The sequence below is a fragment of the Niallia sp. M35 genome, assembly GCF_050971705.1.
Classification (GTDB): domain Bacteria; phylum Bacillota; class Bacilli; order Bacillales; family Cytobacillaceae; genus Niallia; species Niallia circulans_A.
Map to the genome: position 1 here is coordinate 1 of NZ_JBPCEP010000012.1, position 22,874 is coordinate 22,874.

General features: G+C 37.8%; 21 protein-coding genes and 1 riboswitch. Of the genes, 19 read left to right on the top strand and 2 right to left on the bottom strand.

Annotated features, from left to right (window positions below):
* Nucleotides 1-260: 260 nt before the first annotated feature.
* From NiCM35_RS17090 to purD, 14 genes are all read left to right on the top strand, one after another.
* Complete coding sequence (locus NiCM35_RS17090) at nt 261-806, top strand: DUF2179 domain-containing protein (RefSeq protein WP_095333460.1); 546 nt, start codon at nt 261-263, stop codon at nt 804-806.
* On the top strand, nt 799-996 hold the full coding sequence (locus NiCM35_RS17095; RefSeq protein ID WP_047944722.1) for an NETI motif-containing protein: 198 nt from the start codon (nt 799-801) through the stop codon (nt 994-996). The genes NiCM35_RS17090 and NiCM35_RS17095 overlap by 8 nt, the downstream gene beginning before the upstream one ends.
* Nucleotides 997-1,106: 110 nt before the next feature.
* A riboswitch (purine riboswitch) is annotated at nt 1,107-1,208 on the top strand.
* Between the two features lie 124 nt (nt 1,209-1,332).
* Nucleotides 1,333-1,821, top strand: a complete 489-nt coding sequence (gene purE / locus NiCM35_RS17100) for a 5-(carboxyamino)imidazole ribonucleotide mutase (RefSeq protein WP_095333458.1) — start codon at nt 1,333-1,335, stop codon at nt 1,819-1,821.
* Complete coding sequence (purK, locus tag NiCM35_RS17105) at nt 1,808-2,962, top strand: 5-(carboxyamino)imidazole ribonucleotide synthase (protein ID WP_433780255.1); 1,155 nt, start codon at nt 1,808-1,810, stop codon at nt 2,960-2,962. The genes purE and purK overlap by 14 nt, the downstream gene beginning before the upstream one ends.
* Nucleotides 2,963-2,965: 3 nt before the next feature.
* Nucleotides 2,966-4,258 (top strand): adenylosuccinate lyase, encoded by a 1,293-nt coding sequence (purB, locus tag NiCM35_RS17110; protein ID WP_433780256.1) that lies wholly within the window; start codon nt 2,966-2,968, stop codon nt 4,256-4,258.
* Between the two features lie 136 nt (nt 4,259-4,394).
* The gene (gene purC / locus NiCM35_RS17115; protein WP_095333454.1) at nt 4,395-5,114 is read left to right on the top strand and encodes a phosphoribosylaminoimidazolesuccinocarboxamide synthase; all 720 of its coding nucleotides are present in this window, start codon (nt 4,395-4,397) and stop codon (nt 5,112-5,114) included.
* Entirely contained in the window at nt 5,107-5,361 is a 255-nt protein-coding gene (gene purS, locus NiCM35_RS17120; protein WP_016205034.1) for a phosphoribosylformylglycinamidine synthase subunit PurS, read from the top strand. Before purC ends, purS begins: the two co-directional genes overlap by 8 nt.
* Complete coding sequence (gene purQ / locus NiCM35_RS17125; protein WP_163187588.1) at nt 5,358-6,044, top strand: phosphoribosylformylglycinamidine synthase subunit PurQ; 687 nt, start codon at nt 5,358-5,360, stop codon at nt 6,042-6,044. Before purS ends, purQ begins: the two co-directional genes overlap by 4 nt.
* Entirely contained in the window at nt 6,028-8,244 is a 2,217-nt protein-coding gene (purL, locus tag NiCM35_RS17130; RefSeq protein WP_433780259.1) for a phosphoribosylformylglycinamidine synthase subunit PurL, read from the top strand. Before purQ ends, purL begins: the two co-directional genes overlap by 17 nt.
* On the top strand, nt 8,229-9,641 hold the full coding sequence (purF, locus tag NiCM35_RS17135; protein WP_047944712.1) for an amidophosphoribosyltransferase: 1,413 nt from the start codon (nt 8,229-8,231) through the stop codon (nt 9,639-9,641). The genes purL and purF overlap by 16 nt, the downstream gene beginning before the upstream one ends.
* Nucleotides 9,642-9,720: 79 nt before the next feature.
* Nucleotides 9,721-10,752: a phosphoribosylformylglycinamidine cyclo-ligase gene (purM, locus tag NiCM35_RS17140; protein WP_123260020.1), complete on the top strand. Its 1,032-nt coding sequence runs from the start codon at nt 9,721-9,723 to the stop codon at nt 10,750-10,752.
* Between the two features lie 16 nt (nt 10,753-10,768).
* Nucleotides 10,769-11,350 (top strand): phosphoribosylglycinamide formyltransferase, encoded by a 582-nt coding sequence (gene purN, locus NiCM35_RS17145; protein WP_123260019.1) that lies wholly within the window; start codon nt 10,769-10,771, stop codon nt 11,348-11,350.
* A 43-nt stretch (nt 11,351-11,393) separates the two neighbouring features.
* Nucleotides 11,394-12,929, top strand: coding sequence for a bifunctional phosphoribosylaminoimidazolecarboxamide formyltransferase/IMP cyclohydrolase (purH, locus tag NiCM35_RS17150; protein WP_095333442.1), 1,536 nt, complete (start codon nt 11,394-11,396; stop codon nt 12,927-12,929).
* Between the two features lie 29 nt (nt 12,930-12,958).
* On the top strand, nt 12,959-14,215 hold the full coding sequence (gene purD, locus NiCM35_RS17155; RefSeq protein ID WP_123258836.1) for a phosphoribosylamine--glycine ligase: 1,257 nt from the start codon (nt 12,959-12,961) through the stop codon (nt 14,213-14,215).
* Nucleotides 14,216-14,446: 231 nt separating this feature from the next.
* Here purD and NiCM35_RS17160 read toward each other — a convergent pair whose 3' ends face one another.
* Both NiCM35_RS17160 and NiCM35_RS17165 read right to left on the bottom strand, forming a co-directional pair.
* The gene (locus NiCM35_RS17160) at nt 14,447-15,331 is read right to left on the bottom strand and encodes an SDR family oxidoreductase (RefSeq protein ID WP_095333462.1); all 885 of its coding nucleotides are present in this window, start codon (nt 15,329-15,331) and stop codon (nt 14,447-14,449) included.
* 115 nt (nt 15,332-15,446) lie between these two features.
* Complete coding sequence (locus NiCM35_RS17165; RefSeq protein ID WP_095333438.1) at nt 15,447-15,821, bottom strand: YgaP-like transmembrane domain; 375 nt, start codon at nt 15,819-15,821, stop codon at nt 15,447-15,449.
* A 168-nt stretch (nt 15,822-15,989) separates the two neighbouring features.
* Here NiCM35_RS17165 and NiCM35_RS17170 point away from each other — a divergent pair, with 168 nt between their 5' ends.
* From NiCM35_RS17170 to pcrA, 5 genes are all read left to right on the top strand, one after another.
* Nucleotides 15,990-17,735: an adenine deaminase C-terminal domain-containing protein gene (locus NiCM35_RS17170; protein ID WP_095333436.1), complete on the top strand. Its 1,746-nt coding sequence runs from the start codon at nt 15,990-15,992 to the stop codon at nt 17,733-17,735.
* A 133-nt stretch (nt 17,736-17,868) separates the two neighbouring features.
* Nucleotides 17,869-18,912 carry a DUF3048 domain-containing protein gene (locus tag NiCM35_RS17175; RefSeq protein ID WP_095333434.1) on the top strand — a complete coding sequence of 348 codons (1,044 nt, stop codon included), beginning with the start codon at nt 17,869-17,871 and terminating at the stop codon, nt 18,910-18,912.
* Between the two features lie 59 nt (nt 18,913-18,971).
* Nucleotides 18,972-19,286 (top strand): YerC/YecD family TrpR-related protein, encoded by a 315-nt coding sequence (locus tag NiCM35_RS17180; RefSeq protein WP_095333432.1) that lies wholly within the window; start codon nt 18,972-18,974, stop codon nt 19,284-19,286.
* 598 nt (nt 19,287-19,884) lie between these two features.
* The gene (gene pcrB / locus NiCM35_RS17185) at nt 19,885-20,577 is read left to right on the top strand and encodes a heptaprenylglyceryl phosphate synthase (protein WP_171509282.1); all 693 of its coding nucleotides are present in this window, start codon (nt 19,885-19,887) and stop codon (nt 20,575-20,577) included.
* Between the two features lie 54 nt (nt 20,578-20,631).
* The gene (gene pcrA / locus NiCM35_RS17190) at nt 20,632-22,863 is read left to right on the top strand and encodes a DNA helicase PcrA (RefSeq protein ID WP_095333428.1); all 2,232 of its coding nucleotides are present in this window, start codon (nt 20,632-20,634) and stop codon (nt 22,861-22,863) included.
* Nucleotides 22,864-22,874 lie beyond the last annotated feature (11 nt).

Here is a 22,874-nt window from a genome sequence, read left to right on the forward strand (position 1 = left end):
TAAAAGACCTAAGAGCATATGCTTTTAGGTCTTTTTTCTATACTAAATATTATCCGAATCATAAATCTGATTTTAGGGATTAATTTGTCAAAGTTGAATTAGATATGAAAATGAAAAAATTCTACTTTCTTCTATTATTTAATCCTTTTTCTGATTTATCTGTCTTCTGTATGTAGAGGGAAGATTGTTTACTTCTCTCTAAATAGGTAATTATAAGTATAATATAGGAATGATTAATACATCTGGGAGTGAGAAAGTATATGCTTGAAAATAGTGTTACAATGATATTGATTATTCTTGTAATTAATATTGTTTATGTTTCTTTTTTTACGATACGAATGATTTTAACTTTAAAGGGACAAAGATACTTAGCTGCCTTCATCAGTATGATTGAGGTAGTCATTTATGTTATTGGATTAGGGCTGGTTTTAGATAATTTAGATCAAATTCAAAACTTGGTTGCCTACGCTATTGGTTATGGAATAGGAGTCATTGTAGGGATGAAGATAGAGGAAAAACTGGCTTTAGGATATATAACAGTAAATGTTATTACAAAGGAATATGATCGAGATTTACCGAAATCATTAAGAACACAGGGATATGGAGTAACAACGTGGACTGCACAAGGATTAGAAGGCGACCGTATGGCTTTGCAGATATTGACTCCTCGAAAATATGAATTAAAATTATATCAAACAATTAAAGAATTAGACCCAAAAGCATTTATAATTGCATATGAGCCAAAAACAATATATGGCGGGTTCTGGGTGAAAAGTGTTAAGAAAGGAAAGTTATTTAATGAGTAAGAAAAAAAGATTTGAAGTGCAAACAAATGAGTCGATTGATGACTGTTTAGACAGAATGAAACAGGAAGGCTATATGCCAATAAAGCGGATGGAAAAGCCTGTTTTTAAAGAAGTAAAGGTAAATGGTCAAATGTCTTATGAGCCTGTGTCACAGCAAATAATCTTTGAAGCTATCCAATTAGAAGGTTAAATCACGAACAATAAAAATAAAACTATATTAATTGTTCGACATTTAGTGTTGACAATATATAAATATGCTTGTTAAGATGGTATAGTGTTAACTAACAGATAAACGAAATAATTGTTTAATTAAATAGCCCTCATATAATAATGGGAATATGGCCCATAAGTTTCTACCCGGTAACCGTAAAATACTGGACTATGAGGGAAAGTGAATGAAAAAGAGCTGAAAAAAGTAGAAACCTACTTTATTCAGGTTTATTTAAGCTCTGGACAGATACTTTCTCTCTTTTAGTGTAGAAGTTTTCTGTCTAGGGCTTTTTAAATTGGAATCAGGGGGGAGAGCATGACCGCATCAGTTGGTATTATCATGGGGAGTAAATCAGATTGGGAGACAATGAAGCATGCTTGTAGCATATTAGATCAACTGGAAGTAGATTACGAGAAAAAAGTAGTCTCTGCTCATCGTACTCCTGACTTAATGTTTGAATATGCTGAAAGCGCGAGAGATAGAGGAATTAAAGTAATTATTGCGGGAGCAGGAGGAGCAGCACATCTTCCAGGGATGGTTGCAGCTAAGACAACTTTGCCTGTTATAGGAGTTCCTGTTCAATCAAGAGCTCTAAATGGGTTGGATTCATTATTGTCAATTGTACAAATGCCTGGAGGAGTTCCTGTAGCTACTGTAGCAATTGGAAAAGCTGGGGCAACTAATGCTGGACTTCTTGCAGCCCAAATCCTTGGTGCCTCAGACTTAGAAATAGCAGAAAGACTTTTTTCCATGAGAGAAAGAACAAAAAAAGAAGTGATGGAAAGTAGTGATGAGCTTGTCTAATCGAGTAATCTTACCTGGGCAGACGATTGGCATTATAGGTGGCGGTCAGCTAGGGAGGATGATGGCAATTGCGGCAAAAGCACAAGGGTTTAGAATTGCTGTATTAGATCCGACTGAAGACTCTCCTTGTGGGCAGATAGCTGACTATAAAATAGTAGATGCATATGATAGTCTATCTGCTATTAAGAAGCTAGCAGAGATTAGTGATGTCATTACGTATGAATTTGAAAATATAGATGCTGTTTGTCTCGAATGGCTAACGAATAATGCGTATGTTCCTCAGGGTTCAGCTTTATTAGAAATAACGCAAGATCGGGTGAAGGAAAAAAAAGCAATCGAACAAGCTGGTATTAATATAGCTCCATATGTTGTAGTAGAAAAAGCTAGGGATATTTATAATGGATTAGCAGAATTAGGCTATCCAGCTGTTTTAAAAACGGCCCGTGGAGGTTATGATGGAAAAGGCCAATATGTTATTAAAGAAAGCAGCCAAATAGCAGAAGCGGAAAAGCTTTTGAATAATGGAGTCTGTGTATTAGAAAAATGGATTTCTTTTAATAAGGAAATATCAGTTATTATCACTAGAAGTGGAAAGGGAGAAGCTACTGTTTTTCCAGTTAGTGAAAATATTCATCTTAATAATATTTTGCATGAATCAATTGTTCCAGCTCGCATTAGTGACTTAGCAAAGGACTTAGCGATTGAAAAGGCAAGTAAGCTTGCTGAAAATCTAAATTTGGTAGGAACATTAGCAGTAGAAATGTTCCTGACCGAGGATGAAGAGATTTATATTAATGAGTTGGCACCTAGACCACATAACTCTGGGCATTATACAATTGAGGCATGCGAGACTTCACAGTTTGAGCAGCATATCCGTGCGGTGTGCAATTGGCCGTTAGCAAGCACTAGATTATTAAGACCTACTGTTATGGTTAATATTCTCGGTCAGCATCAAGAAAAGATAATCGAACAAATTCCTGAATTACAGGATTGGAAGATCCATCTTTATGGAAAACAGGATCCTAAAGAAAATAGAAAGATGGGGCATGCTACCTTGCTTCGTTCTTCTGTTGAAATGGCTTTGTATGAAATCGAGAATACGCACATATGGAAGGTACAGAAAGAAAAAATCGGAGGATAAACAATGATTGATCGTTACACAAGACCAGAAATGGGAAACATTTGGACAGAGGAAAATCGCTTTAAAGCGTGGTTAGAGGTAGAAATTTTAGCATGTGAGGCTTGGGTAAAGCTTGGTGAAATTCCACAAGAGGATGTAAAAAAAATCCGCGAAAATGCTTCATTTGATATCGAGCGTATTAAAGAAATAGAAATGGATACAAGACATGATGTTGTAGCATTTACTAGAGCGGTATCGGAAACACTTGGAGAAGAACGAAAATGGGTGCATTACGGTCTAACTTCTACAGATGTTGTAGATACAGCACTTTCCTACTTAATTAAACAAGCAAATGAAATTTTATTAAAAGACGTAGAGAACTTTATTGCTGTTTTAAAAAACAAAGCGCAAGAACATAAGTATACCGTTATGATGGGACGTACACATGGCGTACATGCAGAACCTACAACATTCGGTTTGAAACTAGCACTATGGCATGAAGAAATGAAACGTAATCTGGAAAGATTTAAAGCAGCTGCTGAAGGTATTGAATACGGTAAGATTTCTGGTGCGGTAGGAACTTATGCTAATATTGATCCTTTTGTTGAGCAATATGTTTGTAAAGAATTAGGATTAAAGCCAGCGCCGATTTCAACCCAGACGTTACAGCGCGATCGCCATGCGGATTATATGTCTACTTTAGCGTTAATCGCTACATCCATTGAAAAATTTGCAGTAGAAATTCGTGGATTGCAAAAAAGTGAAACAAGAGAAGTAGAAGAGTTTTTCGCAAAAGGACAAAAAGGTTCTTCAGCAATGCCGCATAAACGTAACCCAATTGGTTCAGAAAATATGGCTGGTCTTGCTCGTGTGATTCGTGGTTATATGCTGACTGCTTATGAAAATGTTCCTCTATGGCACGAAAGAGATATATCTCACTCTTCTGCTGAGCGGATTATTATTCCTGATGCAACGATTGCCTTAAATTATATGTTAAATCGCTTCAGTAATATCGTGAAAAACCTAACTGTATTCCCAGAGAATATGAAGCGTAATATGGATCGTACACTGGGATTAATTTACTCACAACGAGTATTACTAGCTCTAATAGATAAGGGGCTTACAAGAGAAGAGGCGTATGATACTGTACAGCCTAGAGCAATGGAATCATGGGAAAAGCAAGTACCATTCCGTGAGCTAGTAGATAGCGATGCAGTCATTTCTTCTAAGTTAACAAAAGAAGAAATTGATGATTGTTTTGATTATCACTTCCATATTAAACATGTTGATACGATTTTTGATCGTCTTGGACTATAAAAAAATAAGAGCTGTCACCTAATATGGCAGCTCTACTATAAATTATGAAAACAGAATATACCGAATTTTGAGTAAGAAATTGCAAGTTAGAATTTTTCGTTTTATCCCTAATTTTTTTGATAAGGAGACTCTTCAAATGGAAAAGAGAGCTTTATTGTATGAAGGAAAAGCAAAAAGAGTGTATGAAACTTCGGATGAGAATATAGTTTGGCTGGAATATAAGGATTCCGCTACTGCCTTTAATGGAGAGAAGAAAGCAACTATTACAGGCAAAGGTCGATTAAATAATGAGATTACTAGTTTACTATTCTTAAAATTAAAAGACTTTGGTATTCCATCGCATTTCGTGGAAAGATTGTCAGAAACAGAACAGCTTGTGAAAAAAGTGGACATTATTCCGTTAGAAGTTGTTGTTCGAAATTTAGCAGCAGGCAGTTTTTCAAAAAGATTAGGAATAGAAGAGGGAATTTCGTTATCAAAACCGCTAGTTGAGTTTTACTACAAAGATGATGCATTAGGTGACCCAATGATTACGGAGGACCATATCGAAGAGTTAAAGCTTGCATCAACAGATGAAGTTGCCATTTTAAAGAAAAAGGCATTGGAAGTAAATGAAGTATTATGCAGATTTTTTGGAGAATTGGGAATTAACCTGGTTGATTTCAAATTAGAATTTGGCAAAGACAAAGAGGGAAATGTTCTTCTTGCGGATGAAATTTCGCCGGATACATGCCGACTCTGGGATAAAGAAACTAATGCGAAATTAGATAAAGACGTATTTCGCCGCGATATAGGAAATTTAACAGATGCATATGAAACTATTTTAGCGAGATTAGGGGGCAGTCAACATGTTTAAGGTTAAAGTATATATCACATTAAGAGAAAGTGTATTAGATCCACAAGGAAATGCCGTAAAAGGATCACTGCATTCATTAAATTATAAAGAAGTAGAAGATGTACGTATCGGTAAATATCTAGAATTAACAATTGATAAATCAGAAAGAAACATAGATGAGCTAGTGAAGGAAATGTGTGAAAAGCTGCTTGCTAATACAGTTATTGAGGATTACCGCTATGAGGTGGAGGAGGTTGTTGCACAGTGAAGTTTGCAGTAATCGTATTTCCAGGATCCAATTGTGATGTTGATATGTTTCATGCGGTGAAAGACGAGCTTGGAGAAGAAGTAGAATACGTTTGGCATGATACAGACAGCTTAGAAGGCTTTGATGGAATTTTGCTTCCAGGAGGTTTCTCTTATGGTGACTATCTTCGTACAGGAGCGATTGCAAGATTCAGTAATGTAATGAGAGAAGTAATAAAAGCAGCAGAAGCAGGCAAACCAATTCTAGGTGTATGTAATGGATTCCAAATATTATTAGAAGCAGGTTTACTGCCTGGCGCGATGAGAAGAAATGAAAGCTTAAAGTTTATCTGTAAGCCAGTTGAACTGCAAGTAGTAAATAATAATACGATGTTCTCCTCTGCATATAAGGAAAACGAAGTAATCACTGTCCCGATTGCGCACGGAGAAGGCAATTACTACTGTGATGAAGAAACATTAGCAAACTTAAAAGCAAATAACCAAATTATCTTTACTTACAATGGTACAAATCCAAACGGAAGTTTAGAAAATATTGCGGGAATCATAAATGAAAAAGGTAATGTCCTTGGCATGATGCCACACCCAGAAAGAGCGGTAGATGAGCTTTTAGGTGGAGCAGATGGTCTGAAAATATTTAAATCAATCGTTAGTCAGTGGAGGGAAGCAAATGTCGTTAATGCTTGAACCAAGTCCAGAACAAATTAAATCAGAAGAAATTTACAAACAAATGGGTGTGACGGATGAAGAGTTTGCGATGGTAGAAGGAATTCTTGGTCGTCTTCCAAACTATACAGAGATTGGGTTATTTTCTGTTATGTGGTCAGAACATTGCAGTTATAAAAATTCGAAACCAGTATTAAGAAAATTCCCAACGACAGGACCTCAAGTGTTACAAGGTCCTGGTGAAGGTGCAGGGATTGTAGATATCGGTGATGGTCAAGCTGTTGCGTTTAAAATCGAGAGTCACAACCATCCATCTGCTATTGAACCATATCAAGGCGCAGCAACAGGCGTAGGCGGAATTATCCGTGATGTCTTTTCCATGGGAGCAAGACCAATTGCGATTCTTAACTCACTACGATTCGGTGAATTAGATAATGAACGGACAAAATACCTTTTTAAAGAAGTAGTTGCTGGAATTGCTGGCTATGGTAACTGTATAGGGATTCCAACAGTTGGTGGAGAAATTGCATTTGATGATTCCTATGCTGGAAATCCGCTTGTAAATGCGATGTGTGTTGGGTTAATTAATCATGAAGATATAAAAAAAGGCCAAGCGCATGGTGTGGGGAATACGGTTATGTATGTTGGAGCCAAAACAGGACGTGACGGTATTCATGGTGCGACATTTGCTTCTGAGGAATTAACAGAGAACTCAGATGAAAAGCGTCCAGCAGTACAAGTTGGAGATCCATTTATGGAAAAGCTTCTTTTGGAAGCGTGTCTTGAACTGATTCAATCAGATGCATTAGTTGGTATTCAGGATATGGGGGCTGCAGGACTGGCAAGTTCCAGTGCAGAAATGGCGAGTAAAGCCGGCTCTGGTATTGAAATGAACTTAGATTTAGTACCACAGCGAGAAACAGGAATGACTGCTTATGAAATGATGCTTTCTGAATCACAAGAACGTATGTTGATTGTCGTGAAAAAAGGAAGAGAACAAGAAATTAAAGATCTTTTCCATAAATATGATTTAGAAGCAGTAGCAATTGGTGTTGTAACAGGTGATAAAATGCTTCGTCTTCTTCATAAAGGAGAAGTAGTAGCAAATGTGCCTGCAGATGCTTTGGCAGAGGATGCGCCTGTCTATCATAAGCCATCTAGTGAACCAACATATTATCGTGAGTTCCAAGCAATGGAAAACTATATTCCTACCGTAAACAACTATGGAGAAACACTTCTTAATCTGTTAAAACAGCCTACAATTGCAAGCAAAGAGTGGGTTTATGATCAATATGACTATATGGTTCGGACGAATACAGTTGTTGCACCAGGCTCTGATGCTGCAGTAGTACGTATTCGCGGAACGAAAAAGGCATTAGCGATGACAACGGACTGTAATGCAAGATATTTATACTTAGATCCAGAAACAGGCGGCAAGATTGCAGTAGCAGAAGCAGCACGTAATATTGTTTGTTCTGGGGCAGAACCACTTGCCATTACAGATAACTTGAATTTTGGAAATCCAGAGAAACCAGAGATTTTCTGGCAAATTGAAAAAGCGGCAGATGGAATTAGTGAAGCTTGCTTAGCTTTGAATGCACCAGTAATCGGCGGGAATGTCTCTTTATATAACGAAACAAATGGAACAGCTATCTATCCTACTCCTGTCATTGGCATGGTCGGATTAATAAAGGATACGAAAGACATTACTACACAAAGCTTTAAATCTGCTGGTGACTTAATTTATGTGCTTGGGGAAACAAAAGCAGAGTTTGGCGGAAGTGAACTGCAAAAATTGCTTGAAGGAACTATTTCTGGCAAGGCACCTTCCTTAGATTTAGAGCTTGAAAAAACGTATCAGCAAGCAGTACTGGAGGCAATTCGTGCAGGCGTTGTAGAATCTGCTCACGATTTAGCGGAAGGTGGCTTAGCTGTTGCTGTTGCGGAAAGCTTAATCAACTCAAAAGGATTAGGAGCCAAAGTAAAGGTTACAGAAGATGCTGTAACAGCACTTTTTAGTGAATCACAATCACGTTTCTTGCTTTCAATTAAACCAGAAAACAAAGAGACTTTTGAAAATTTAGTTCCTGCTACACTAGTAGGAGAAGTTACAGATACAGCCGTTCTTACCATTAGTCAAGGGGAAACTATTCTAGTAAATGAACAGGTTGATTCGTTAACGAATGCCTGGAGAGGAGCAATTCCATGCTTGCTGAAATAAGAGGGTTAAATGAGGAATGTGGCATTTTTGGTGTTTGGGGACATGAGGATGCATCTCAATTGGCATATTATGGACTGCATAGCTTACAGCATCGTGGTCAAGAAGGCACTGGCATTGTAGCGACAGATGGAGAAAAATTAAAAGGAATTAAGGGAGAAGGATTAGTCTCTGAAATTTTCACGCAAGAAGCAATAAAAGAGTTAAGCGGAAAAGCTGCAATTGGGCATGTACGTTATGCCACAGCAGGAGGCGGCGGATATGAAAATGTCCAGCCTCTTCTGTTCCACTTCCAAAGCGGAAGTATGGCACTTGCTCACAATGGAAATTTAGTAAATGCCACAGCTTTAAAAAGCCAGCTAGAAGCACAAGGAAGTATCTTTCAAACAAGCTCTGATACAGAGGTGCTTGCACATTTAATTAGAAGAGGCGGCTTTGCGGCTTTTAAAGAAAGAGTGAAAAATGCGCTGACAATGATTAAAGGTGCCTATGCTTTTCTTATTTTAACGGAAACAGAATTAATGGTTGCCCTAGATCCAAATGGAATGCGTCCTCTTTCTTTAGGGAAATTAGGTGATGCTTATGTTGTTGCATCTGAAACATGTGCCTTTGATGTGGTTGGAGCAGAGTTTGTTCGTGATATATTACCAGGTGAACTGTTAATCATTGACGATAACGGCTTCCGTTCAGAAATGTTTTCTGTCGCTTCTAATATTGCAATGTGTACGATGGAGTATGTTTATTTCTCTAGACCGGATAGCAATATCAATGGGATCAATGTCCATACTGCGCGTAAAAATCTTGGGAAAAGATTAGCAATCGAAGCACCAATTGAAGCAGATGTAGTAACGGGAGTACCTGACTCTAGTATTTCAGCAGCAATTGGATATGCGGAAGCAACAGGCATTCCGTATGAGCTTGGATTAATTAAAAATCGTTATGTTGGCAGAACATTTATTCAGCCTTCGCAATCCCTTCGCGAGCAAGGTGTCAAGATGAAGCTTTCGGCTGTTCGTGGAGTGGTAGAAGGGAAAAGAGTAATAATGGTGGATGATTCAATTGTACGTGGTACAACAAGTAGACGCATTGTAACGATGCTAAGAGAAGCAGGAGCAACAGAAGTACATGTATTAATCAGTTCTCCACCAATTAAAAATCCTTGCTTCTATGGAATTGATACGTCAACAAAAGAAGAGTTAATTGCATCGAAATATTCTGTAGAAGAACTGCGTGAAATCATTGGTGCTGATTCGCTCATCTTCTTAAGTACAGAAGGAATGATTGATGCGATTGGCCGTACAGATGATGGGGAAAACAGAGGGCATTGTTTAGCTTGCTTTACTGGCAAGTACCCGACAGAAATTTATCCGAACGCTGATCATCCATATGAAAAAGTTTAACAATAACGGTAAATAAAAGAAAGGCGGCATGCGATGATGTCGCTTTTCCATTGAATTATCACAATTTAGGAGGCATAAAATGGCTGAGGCTTATAAACAAGCAGGCGTTAATATAGAAGCAGGCTATGAGGCAGTAACAAGAATGAAAAAGCATGTGAAGAAAACGATTCGTCCAGGCGTTATGGGGGGATTAGGCGGATTTGGCGGCATGTTTGATTTATCTGTTCTAAATTTACAAAACCCCGTTTTGGTATCGGGGACAGATGGGGTAGGAACAAAGCTAATGCTTGCTTTTATGCTGGATAAGCACGATACGATTGGAATTGATGCTGTGGCAATGTGCGTAAATGATATCGTCGTCCAAGGGGCAGAACCAATCTATTTCCTTGACTATATTGCTTGTGGAAAAGCTGAGCCTGGTAAAATCGAGGCCATTGTCAAAGGAATTGCAGACGGTTGTGAGCAAGCCGGATGTGCGTTGGTTGGCGGAGAAACAGCTGAAATGCCGGGCATGTATGAGGAAGAAGAATATGATCTAGCAGGATTTGCTGTGGGAGCTTGTGAGAAAGAAAAACTTATAACAGGTGAAAAAATCCAAGCTGGAGATGTCTTGATCGGTCTCGCTTCTAATGGTATTCATAGCAATGGCTATTCTCTTGTGCGAAAATTATTTTTCGAAAAAGCGAGTATGTCTTTATCTGATTATATCGAGGAATTCGGCTGTACATTAGGTGAAGAGTTAATCAAGCCGACTAGAATTTATGTAAAGCCCGTTCTTTCTGCTTTAGCAGAATTTGAAATTAAAGGTCTCGCTCACATTACTGGGGGAGGATTTATCGAAAATATTCCAAGAATGCTTCCAGAAGGTTTGGGAATGGAATTGGATGAAGCTAATTGGGAAGTACCTGCTGTTTTTGAAAAAATGGAGGGAATTGGCGAAATCGATCGTAAAGAGATGTATAACATCTTTAATATGGGAACGGGAATGGTTCTTGCTGTAAGCAAAGAGGACGAAGAACAGATCATTGATCACTTTACTCGAATAGGAGAAAAGGCGTATACAATTGGAAAAGTAACAGACGACGGGGAAATAAATATCATCCTCAAATAAAGGCGGAGGACTGTATATGAAGCGGATTGCTGTTTTTGCTTCTGGTAATGGATCTAACTTTCAGGCAATAATAAATGCAGTGAAACGAGGCGAATTAAATGCATCTATTACTTTATTAGTCTCGGATAAACCAGGAGCTTATGTGATAGATAGAGCGATAAAAGAAGAAATTCCCACCTTTGTTTTTGCAGCGAAGAATTATCCAGAAAAAGCAGATTATGAAAAAGAAATTTTAATGCATTTAGATAAGAATAAAATTGATTTAATTGTTCTTGCAGGATATATGAGATTAGTAGGCGACACACTTTTACAAGCTTATGCAGGAAAAATAATCAATATTCATCCATCTCTTCTGCCATCTTTCCCAGGCAAGGATGCCATAGGCCAAGCTATAGAGGCAAGGGTCGAGCAAACGGGCATTACGATTCATTATGTGGATGCAGGAATGGATACCGGTCCGGTGATTGCGCAAGAATCAATTATCTTAACTGAAGAAGATACTAGGGAAAGCGTGCAGGGAAAAATTCAGGCGTTAGAGCACCAGTTATATCCAAAGGTAATTCAACAATTGCTCCATAAAGCAGAAGCATTTCATTAATAAGTACGTAATCAACAGGCATGAAATATCAGGAGGAATAATAATGAAAAAAAGAGCGTTAATTAGTGTTTCTGATAAAACAGGTATTACAGATTTTGCAAAAGAGCTTCATGAATTAGGTTTTGAGTTAATTTCGACAGGCGGAACAAAAAAGGCAATTCAAGATAGTGGGATTCCTGTAATGAGTGTTAGTGAAGTCACTGGCTTTCCTGAAATATTAGAAGGAAGAGTGAAAACTTTAAATCCTTATATTCACGGGGGATTGCTTGCTAAATTTGATGAACCTAGCCATGCCGCTCAATTAGAAGAGCATAAGATTGATCCGATCCAACTCGTATGTGTCAATTTATATCCTTTTCAACAAACGATTGCGAAGCCGGATGTAACCGTAGAAGATGCAATTGAAAATATCGATATCGGCGGACCAACAATGCTTCGTGCTTCGGCAAAAAATCATCAGTATGTAACTGTAGTGGTAGATCCGGTTGATTATCAAACGGTTATTTCGGAATTAAAGCAGGGAGCGGAAGTCTCATTTGAAACGAGACGCAGACTTGCTGCAAAGGTATTCCGTCATACAGCTGCTTATGATGCGATGATTGCAGAATATATGACAGAGCTTACGGAAGAGGAAACACCAGAGAAATTAACGGTTACATATGAACTAAAGCAACCTTTACGCTATGGAGAAAATCCACATCAAAAGGCAGCTTTTTACCGCAAGCCTTTAGGATCTGAATTTTCGATTGCAAATGCGACGCAACTGCATGGAAAAGAACTGTCTTACAATAATATCAATGATGCAGATGCTGCTATCCAAATTGTAAAGGAATTTACAGAGCCTGCTGCAGTTGCGATTAAACATAGTAATCCTTGTGGAGTTGGGACAGGCGAAGATATTTTCACAGCTTTCTCGAAAGCATATGAAGCAGATCCAGTCTCTATTTTTGGCGGAATTATTGCATTAAATAGAGAAGTAGATGCAGAGACAGCTAGCAAACTGCATGAAATTTTCTTAGAAATAGTAATCGCTCCTTCGTATTCCCAAGAAGCATTAGATATTTTACAAGCAAAGAAAAATATCCGTTTATTAACGATTCCTTTTGGAACAGGAAGCAGCAAAGAAATGAAATTCACTTCGATTGAGGGTGGATTATTAACACAAGATTTTGATCGCTATTCTTTAGAGGATGCAGCCATCACCATTCCTACAGAGAAGAAGCCTACAGACGAAGAGTGGGAAGCGCTGAAATTCGGATGGAAAATTGTGAAGCACGTTAAGTCAAATGCAATTGTAGTAAATAACAAAGAAATGACGCTAGGTGTTGGTGCAGGGCAAATGAATCGTGTTGGTTCTGCAAAAATTGCTTTAGAGCAAGCGGGAGAAAAAGCAGTAGGGGCAGTATTAGCATCAGATGCATTTTTCCCGATGGATGACACGGTTGAAGCGGCTGCAAAAGCGGGAGTAACAGCAATTATTCAAACAGGTGGAAGTATTCGTGATGAAGATTCCATCAAAAAAGCCAATGAATACGGAATTGCAATGGTATTAACAGGAGTAAGACATTTCAAACATTAATATCTTGAAAGCTTGGGGGATATAAAAGAATGAAAGTACTTGTTATTGGCCGCGGTGGTCGGGAGCATGCGATTTGTACAAAAGTAAGCGAAAGTGAAAAAGTTGAAACAGTTTTTGTAGCGCCAGGAAATGTCGGAATGACTGATGTGGCAGAGCGTATTGAAATAGCAGAAACAGAGGTCGAAAAACTGGTTGATTTTGCACTTACACAAAAGATTGATTTAACCATTGTCGGCCCAGAAGTACCGTTACTTCTTGGTGTAGTGGATGCATTTCAAGCAGCTGGCTTAAAGGTATTTGGTCCGAATCAATGTGCTGCAGAAATAGAAGGAAGCAAATCTTTCGCGAAAGATTTAATGAAGAAATATCATATTCCAACAGGGGAATACCAAACCTTTTCGGATTATGAGGCGGCGAAAGCGTATATTGAGGAAATGGGTGCTCCAATTGTTATTAAAGCAGACGGATTAGCAGCAGGAAAAGGTGTAACCGTGGCGATGAACATGGAAGAGGCATTAGAAAGCATCCAAGAAATGCTTGTTGGCGAAAAATTCGGAAGTGCATCTGCAACAGTTGTTATTGAGGAGTTTTTAGCCGGGGAAGAATTTTCTTTAATGTCTTTTGTGAATGGAGAAACCGTGATTCCATTAGAAATTGCGCAAGATCATAAACGTGCTTTTGACGGAGATAAAGGGCCAAATACAGGGGGAATGGGAGCTTATTCTCCTGTTCCACACATTGATCCGGCAATCGTGCAAACTGCTATTGAAACGATTGTAAAACCTACGGCAAAAGCAATGATAGCAGAAGACAGAACATTTACAGGTATTTTATACGCTGGCTTAATTGCAACGGATAAAGGCCCAAAAGTAATTGAGTTTAACGCAAGACTAGGGGACCCAGAAACACAAGTCATCTTACCACGGATGAAGTCCGATTTAGTGGAAGTCATTTTATCTATTTTAAATGGAGAAACTCCGTCGATTGAATGGTATGAAGAGGATATGCTAGGAGTAGTTATTGCGGCAAAAGGCTATCCAGAAGCATATGAAAAAGGTGCGGTTATCCAAGGATTAGATAAAATGGAGGATGTCTCTATTTTTCATGCGGGAACCGACTTAAATGAAGCTGGTGCATTTACCACGAATGGCGGACGTGTTTTGTTAGTTGCTGCTAAGAGCCGTACATTAAAAGAGGCACAGGATAAAGTATATAAAGAACTAAAGAAATTAGAGAGCGATGGCATTTTTTATCGAAAAGACATTGGCTTTAAAGCAGTAAAATAAGAAGGAATCCCTGTATGTGAGACTTTGTTGATGATTGCATATGGGGGTTTTTTGTTGTTTTAGTATGTTAGTGGAAAACATAAGTATATATAGTGAAAGGCAACAGAGAAAGGCTGTCTGTGCCGGGAAGCAGGAAAAAGAAGGAGCATGGGTAAAAGAGGAAGTCCTCATAGCCCGATAACATGTAAAAAGCAATGTCATAGGTAACGAAAGAACTTCCTCTTTTATAATTTATGCTAATTCAATTCCGCCTGTTATTCCGTATATTTGTGCGGTAACATAGCTAGATTCATCGGATGCTAAGAAAACATAAATACTAGATAGTTCGACTGGTTGTCCAGCTCGTTTTAATGGAGCTTGCTGACCGAATGTTGGGATGGCTTCACTTGGCTGTCCGCCTGTAATTTGTAAGGCAGTCCAAATTGGGCCTGGAGCAACGGAGTTTACCCGGATTCCTTTAGATGCTAATTGTTTGGCAAGTCCACGAGTAAAGCCATTGATAGCAAATTTAGATGGAGCATAATCTAATAAATTGGGACTAGGGTTATAGCCTTGAACAGACGTAGTTGTGATAATAGAAGCTCCCTTTGGCAAGTATGGAAGTGCTGCTTTCACTACCCAATAGAGAGAGAATACATTTACTTCGAAAGTTTTTCTTAGCTGCTCTGTTGAAAGTTCCATAATATCATCAACTGCTTGTTGTTTTCCTGCAACTAAGGCTAATACGTCGAGTCCACCAAGTTCATTATAGGCTTTGTCCACTAAGTCCTTGCAGAAACTTTCATTACTTAAATCTCCAGGTATAAGAATGGCTTTTTGTCCTTCTGCTTCGACTAACTTTTGTACTTCATCAGCATCTTCTTGTTCTTCTGGTAGGTAGTTAATCGCTACATCTGCACCTTCACGAGCATAAGCGATGGCAGCTGCACGCCCAATTCCAGAATCACCACCGGTAACTAATATTTTTCGATTTTTTAATTTACCAGATCCTTGATAGCTAGTTTCTCCACAGTCAGGTTGTGGATCCATTTTAGCTTGGACACCAGGAGGTTCCTGATATTGTTTTGGAAAGTCATCGTTATAGTATAGATCTAATGGGTTTTTTGGCTTTGTCATTTGACCAGCTCCTTCGTTCGTTTCTGTTAATGCATTTACCACATCCTAGCATTCCTAAACCTATATTTAGCAAGAGATAAAGGCTATCCAATCTCTCGGATAGCCCGTGCAGTAATTATTTTTTCATATCATCTGGGGAAAATATCTTCTCTGGACTAAATTGCTCCATCATCTCAGTAACTTCCTTAGATGATGACTCAGAATTATTGGTTTTACTTTCATCTGATGAGGGGATATTGGAACTTTGACTTTTGGAATGGTTGTGCTCAGATTTTGGCATAATTGCATCCTTTTTCTCATAAAGAGCAACAACTGGACAATAACGAACAATCCCTTCTGCAATTTTCATTCCAGCAAGTAGAGCAATAAGAAAATAAGATTGTTTATAAGGCTTTTTTGCCATTTTTGCTGTGCTCCATGCGAGAAATGCACAGCCGCAGGTAATTCGAATAAGCGCATTGATCAAACTTATATTTTGTTTTGGATTCATAAGTTTCGTTCCTCCTACATAAATTTAACAAAACGGTAATATGAATTGTTACTTTATATGGTAAAATAATGTTAATCTTAGGGAATTCCATACAAATTCTTCATCTTATAAAGAAAAATCGTTACATTTTTATATACAGGTAACAGATATGAAAAGGGAGGAAGCGTAGTGTTAGCTCAGCGATATCGATGGAAAAACAAAGTTTTGCGTGACCATGTATCCATTTTGAATGGTGAAAAATCCCCTTCAATCGTTTTAAAAAATGCAACATATTTAAATCAGGTATTACGAAAGTGGTTACTTGCTAATATATGGATATATCAAGATAGAATTATTTATGTGGGCAATGATATGCCCAAACAAATAGATCAAGCAGAAATTGTTGATTGCACTAATCTTTTTTTAGTTCCAGGATACATTGAACCACATGCGCATCCTTTTCAAATTTATAATCCCCTAACCTTAGCCCAATATACATCACAATTTGGAACAACGACACATGTGAATGATAACTTAGTTTTGGCTATGCAGTTAGAAAAAAAGAAAGCGTTTACTTTTTTAAACTTCATGAAAGATATTCCTTCCACTATATTATGGTGGAGCAGATATGATGCCCAAACAGAGTTGCAAGAGGAAGAACTAATATTTTCTCATGGGAATGTAAAAAGTTGGCTGGAGCATGATGCAGTTATTCAAGGAGGAGAGCTAACGGGATGGCCGAGGCTTCTCGATGGTGATGATATGATGCTTCATTGGATGCAGGAGACGAAACGATTAAGAAAAAGAATTGAGGGGCATTTTCCAGGAGCATCGGAGAAAACACTGGCCAAATTGATGTTGCTGGGAGTGGATAGTGATCATGAAGCAATGACTGGGAAAGAAGTGTTAAATCGTTTGCTCCAAGGATACAAAGTTAGTCTTCGTTATTCGTCTATTCGCCCAGATTTACCGAAATTATTAAAGGAAATAAAAGAATTGGGCATTGAACAATATGATTATTTTATGCTAACAACAGATGGATCTCCTTCTTCCTTTTATGAAAATGGCCATATTGATCAGCTTATTCGGATTGCGATGAATCATGGCGTACCAGTAATAGATGCCTATAATATGGCAACCATTAATATCGCTAAATATCATGGAATGGAACATTTGCATGGGAATATTGCAACGGGAAGAGTTGCAAATATCAACTTTCTGAAGGATAAAAAAAATCCAACTCCTGTTTCTGTATTAGCAAAAGGAATTTGGGTGAAAAAAGATGGAAGAGAAATGAGAGATGCGTACCCTATTGTTGATTGGAAACAGTTTGATTTAAGTCCATTAGATATAAAGTGGAATGTAAATAGTCTTGATATGCAATTTTCAATGCCGTTTGGAATAAGCTTGGAAAATGCCGTCATTACAAAGCCCTATTCCATTTCAATTAATGTTTCTGATACTATTCTCACAGAGGAACATGATGAATGTTATTTCATGTTGATTGACCGAGAAGGAGAATGGCGAATCAATACTTTATTAAAGGGTTTCTCCAATAGAATCGGAGGAATGGCGAGTTCTTATACAGGTGATGGAGATATTGTGTTATTAGGAAAAAGCCAAAAAGATATGATAACCGCATTTGAACGATTAAAAGAAATAGGCGGAGGGATTGTCTTAGTGAAAGATGGCAAGGTTGATATAGAAATTCCTTTGCCATTAAGAGGGATGATGGCTTCCATGTCGATGGAAGAATTAATTGAAAAGGAAAAAGAACTATTCGACTATATAAAGGACAGAGGTTATCGTTATGAAGACCCAATTTATACAATTGTATTTTTCACCTCCACTCATTTACCATATATTCGGATAACCCAAAAAGGTTTATATGACGTAATGAATAAAACTGTACTCTTTCCAGCGATAATGCGTTAAAATATAAAAGAGTCCTATTGTTTAATTAGAATATTCTGATATATTTAATAGGTAAAGTTCTATTCTCTTATAAGGAGAGTAGTTATATAGTCACAACATTCCCATTGCACCAATAACGAAATAGGAGGGGACTATGAAGAAAAGGTGGTTTGTTTCTCTATTTCTGCTTTTTGTCTTAACAGCCTGCAATAGTGAACCGAAAGATGTTGGAAAACATAATGGTAATCAAACTGGCAATGGAGCTAAGGAAGAAGAGGGAATAAAAGATCTTTCTACTTTGTATCCACTAACTGGGCTCCCTAGTAACACAGAAAGTACGAATCGTGCAGTTTCTGTTATGATTAATAATCATCCTAAAGCGAGACCTCAAACAGGACTGACAGAAGCAGATATTGTGTATGAAGTATTAGCAGAAGGAGAAGTTACCCGATTTCTAGCGATTTTTCAAAGCTCAATCCCTAAGCTTATTGGTCCTGTCCGTAGTTCCCGAGACTATTATATCGAGCTAGCAAAGGGTTATAATAGTTTATATATTGCACATGGATATAGTCCAGAAGCAAAAAAACTACTTACAAACGGTTATATTGATAATTTAAATGGGATGGAGTATGATGGCACCCTCTTTAAAAGGTCCCCTGACCGAGTTGCACCTCATAATTCTTACATAAGCTTTGCTAATATTGAGAAGGGGGCAAATGCAAATAATTATTCACTAAAAGGGGCACCAGAATCTTTGTTATTTTTAAATACAAAGGAGTTAGAGGAAATCGAGGGAGAAGAGTCAAGCTCGATCAACATTAATTATGGGAAAAATCCAAACTATAATTCACAGTTTTTATATGATCAGGATGTTCAGAAATATATTCGTTTTTCAAATGGAGAACAAACAATAGATAATGAAACAAAAGCAACTGTGGCGGTAGATAATGTTTTTATTATTGAAACGAGTCATAAGGTTGTTGATAATAAAGGAAGAAAAGACATTGATTTACTATCTGGCGGCAATGCGTATTTGTTACAGCATGGAAGATGGCAGGAAATAGATTGGAAAAATATAAACGGGCGAATTCTCCCCTTTAAAGAAGATAAACAAGTTGGACTCATACCAGGAAAGACATGGATAAATATTATTCCTTCTACTCCAGGATTAAAGAGTGCTGTTACGCTGAAAAAATAATTAAATAGTTTTTTATAATCCATGTAGTTAATTCATTAAGGAAAAAATGGAGGTATCCTATGCAAATAGATAAATTAAGAGGAAGAGAGTTGGATCAATTATTTGAGTCCATTCTCTCCCTAGAGAGTTTAGAAGAATGCTATCAGTTTTTTGATGATTTATGCACAGTGAATGAAATTCAATCACTATCACAGCGGTTAGAAGTTGCAAGGATGCTTCGAGAAGGCAATACTTATCATACAATTGAAAAAGAAACAGGTGCAAGTACCGCAACTATATCTCGTGTAAAACGATGCTTAAATTATGGTAATGACGCGTATGAACTAGCATTATCAAGAATTAAGAAAGAAGAACAGACCGAAACGGAAGAATAGGATAAAGGGATGTCCCCAAAAAAGATTAAGTCCACGCGATTTTCTTTTTTCGGACAACCCTTTTTTTATTTTAGAAAGAATAAACATACTTACTTGTTTTGTGAATCATGAAACAATTGCTTTGCCTATTTCGTCCAATAGTAAAAGTGCTATAAATTCTAACCAGGTGCCCTGCGCTTTTCTGATTGTCTAGCTCCGGCGCCTACCGCCTAGCAAACTTCAGGACATCTCCCTACGATAAGTCAACATCGGCTCACTAGTGTTCACCGTGTTTCCTATATCTTAGTCGATGCCCCTCCAGTTTGAACGGCGGTAATCAAGGCGCCTACGCTTTTCTGATTGTCTAGCTCCGGGCACCCAGGAGCTGCTGGGTTTCGCGCCCTTTCCCTACGATAAGTCAACATCGGTTCACTGACGTTCACCGTGTTTCCTATATCTCAGGAAAGGTCACTCCATCCCACACGCTCCTACCGGGTGCCCTGCGCTTTTCTTGGCACCAAGAAAAATTTACAAGAAATTATACGGTAGGATTTCTTTTTTGATGGAATATCTAATGCTATAATGAAATGATGTAATGGTTAGAATGGAGGAAGTTTGCATGTATGATGTGCGCGAATGGCGTCATGTATTTAAATTAGACCCAAATAAGGAAATTTCAGATGATGCATTAGAAAGTTTATGCGAATCTGGTACAGATGCAATCATCATTGGCGGAACAGATGGGATTACGTTGGATAATGTATTGAATCTCATGGCTCGTGTTCGTCGCTATACAGTTCCTTGTATATTAGAAGTGTCAACAATAGATTCGGTTTCACCCGGATTTGATTTATATTTTATTCCTACGGTTTTAAATAGCAGTGATCCAAAATGGATAACTGGTCTTCATCATGAAGCAATGAAGGAATACGGAGAACTAATGGATTGGGATGAATTTCTTATTCAAGGCTATTGTGTTTTAAACGAAGATTGTAAAGCTGCAAAATTAACGAGTGCGAAAACAAATTTATCAGAAGAAGATATTGCAGCCTATGCTTTAATGGCAGAGAAGATGTTTCATTTGCCTATTTTTTATATGGAATACAGTGGGAGTTATGGAAATCCTTCGTTTGTTAAAGCGGCTAAAAGTCAATTGAACGAGACGGTCTTGTTTTACGGTGGAGGAATTGAGACTGTGGAACAGGCAGAGGAAATGGGAAGATATGCGGATGTCATTGTAGTCGGAAACGTTATTTATAAAGACCTATCAGCCGCATTACACACAATTGAAATAAAAAAGAGCAAGCGTTGAATAAACAATAAAGCTAAGTTAAAATAGAATATATGTTCTTATGGTGGTGAAAAGATGCAATTTTTAACAGATAAAATTTTAAATGGATTAAATCCTGAGCAAAAGGAAGCAGTAAAAGCAACAGATGGCCCTCTCTTAATAATGGCAGGGGCAGGAAGTGGAAAAACCCGAGTTTTAACACAGAGAATTGCTTATCTTATGGTGGAAAAGGGAGTCAATCCATACAATATCTTAGCAATTACGTTTACCAATAAAGCAGCGAAGGAAATGCGTCAGAGGATAGCAGCTGTTTTAGGTGGAGCAAGCGAAGAAATATGGATATCAACTTTTCACTCTATGTGTGTACGTATTTTGAGAAAAGATATTGATCGAATTGGATACAATCGTAATTTTACAATATTGGATACGACTGATCAGCAATCTGTTATTAAAGGTATTTTAAAAGACCGTAATATCGATCCGAAGAAATATGATCCCCGTGCTATTCTTGCAAGTATTAGTTCTTCCAAAAATGAACTTGTAACTCCAGAGGAATTTGCGAAGACTGCTGGTGATTACTTCTCACAAATAGTTAGTGATGTATATACAGAATATCAAAGACGTTTACGAAAGAACCAAGCATTAGATTTTGATGATCTAATTATGCAGACCATTAATCTTTTTCAAAGAGTACCGGAAGTTTTGGAATACTATCAACGTAAATTTCAGTATATTCATGTGGATGAGTATCAGGATACGAATAGATCGCAATATATGCTGGTCAAGCTTCTAGCAAGTCGATTCCGCAATTTATGTGTAGTTGGTGATTCTGATCAGTCTATTTACGCATGGCGTGGTGCAGATATTTCAAATATCCTTTCTTTTGAAAAGGATTATCCAAATGCAAAAGTAGTAATGCTGGAACAAAATTATCGTTCCACCAAAAGAATTCTACAGGCAGCAAACCAAGTCATTGCTAATAACTCTAGCCGTAAAGATAAAAACTTATGGACAGAGAATGAAGACGGAAGCAAAATTTACTATTATCGAGCAGATAGCGAGCAAGGAGAAGCACAATTTGTTATTGGGAAAATTCAAGAATTAAGAAGAGAAAGCTCTTTGAATTTATCAGATATAGCTATTCTGTATCGAACAAATGCACAATCTCGTGTTATGGAGGAAATGCTTCTTAAAGCCAATATTGAATATTCGATTGTTGGAGGTATAAAGTTCTATGATCGAAAGGAAATTAAGGATACGCTTGCTTATCTTCGCTTAATCGCTAATCCTGACGATGATATTAGTTTTCAACGAGTGATTAATGTTCCAAAACGTGGAATTGGCTCTAGTTCTGTTGATAAGATTGCCAATTTCGCAGCAATGCATGATATGTCTATGTATCAAGCATTAGAAGCTGTTGAATTAATTGGTTTAAGTCCAAAGATTACAAAAGCTGCCAGTGAATTCCGTGATTTGATTCAAAATTATACAAGAATGCAGGAATACTTATCTGTAACAGAACTTGTCGAAGAAGTTATTGATAAATCTGGTTATGTAGATATGCTAAAGGCAGAAAAGTCGATTGAGGCTCAAAGTAGATTAGAAAACATTGAAGAATTTATGTCCGTATCGAAGAACTTTGAGGAAGCTAACGATGATAAATCGTTAATTGCATTCTTAACAGATTTAGCATTGGTTGCTGATATTGATAAGTTAGATGATGACGGAAATCAAGCGGATTCGGTTGTCTTAATGACCTTGCACTCTGCAAAAGGTTTGGAATTCCCAATTGTTTTCTTAATTGGTCTGGAAGAAGGTGTGTTCCCTCATTCCCGTTCATTAATGGAAGAAACGGAAATGGAGGAAGAACGACGCCTTGCATATGTAGGCATTACGCGAGCTGAAAAGCAATTATATTTAACCAATGCACAGATGAGAACGTTATTTGGACGTACCAATATGAATCCACCTTCTCGTTTTGTAAAAGAAATTCCAGAAGATTTACTAGAAGGATTAAATCCAGTTTCAAATAGGCAAAGAATGGCTTCTCCTCAAAATAGTAGTCGAAGCTCTTACACACAACAACAGCCAACAAGAAAGGCTGTTATTCGTCCTGCGGCAGTTGCAACAGGCGGTGAAGGAATCGGATGGAGTATAGGCGATAAAGCAGTCCATGGAAAATGGGGCACTGGTACAGTTGTAAGTGTAAAAGGCGAAGGCGATTCAAAAGAATTAGATATTGCTTTTCCGAGCCCAGTAGGGATTAAACGATTATTGGCTAAATTTGCACCGATTCAAAAAGGATAAGGAAAGGAAAC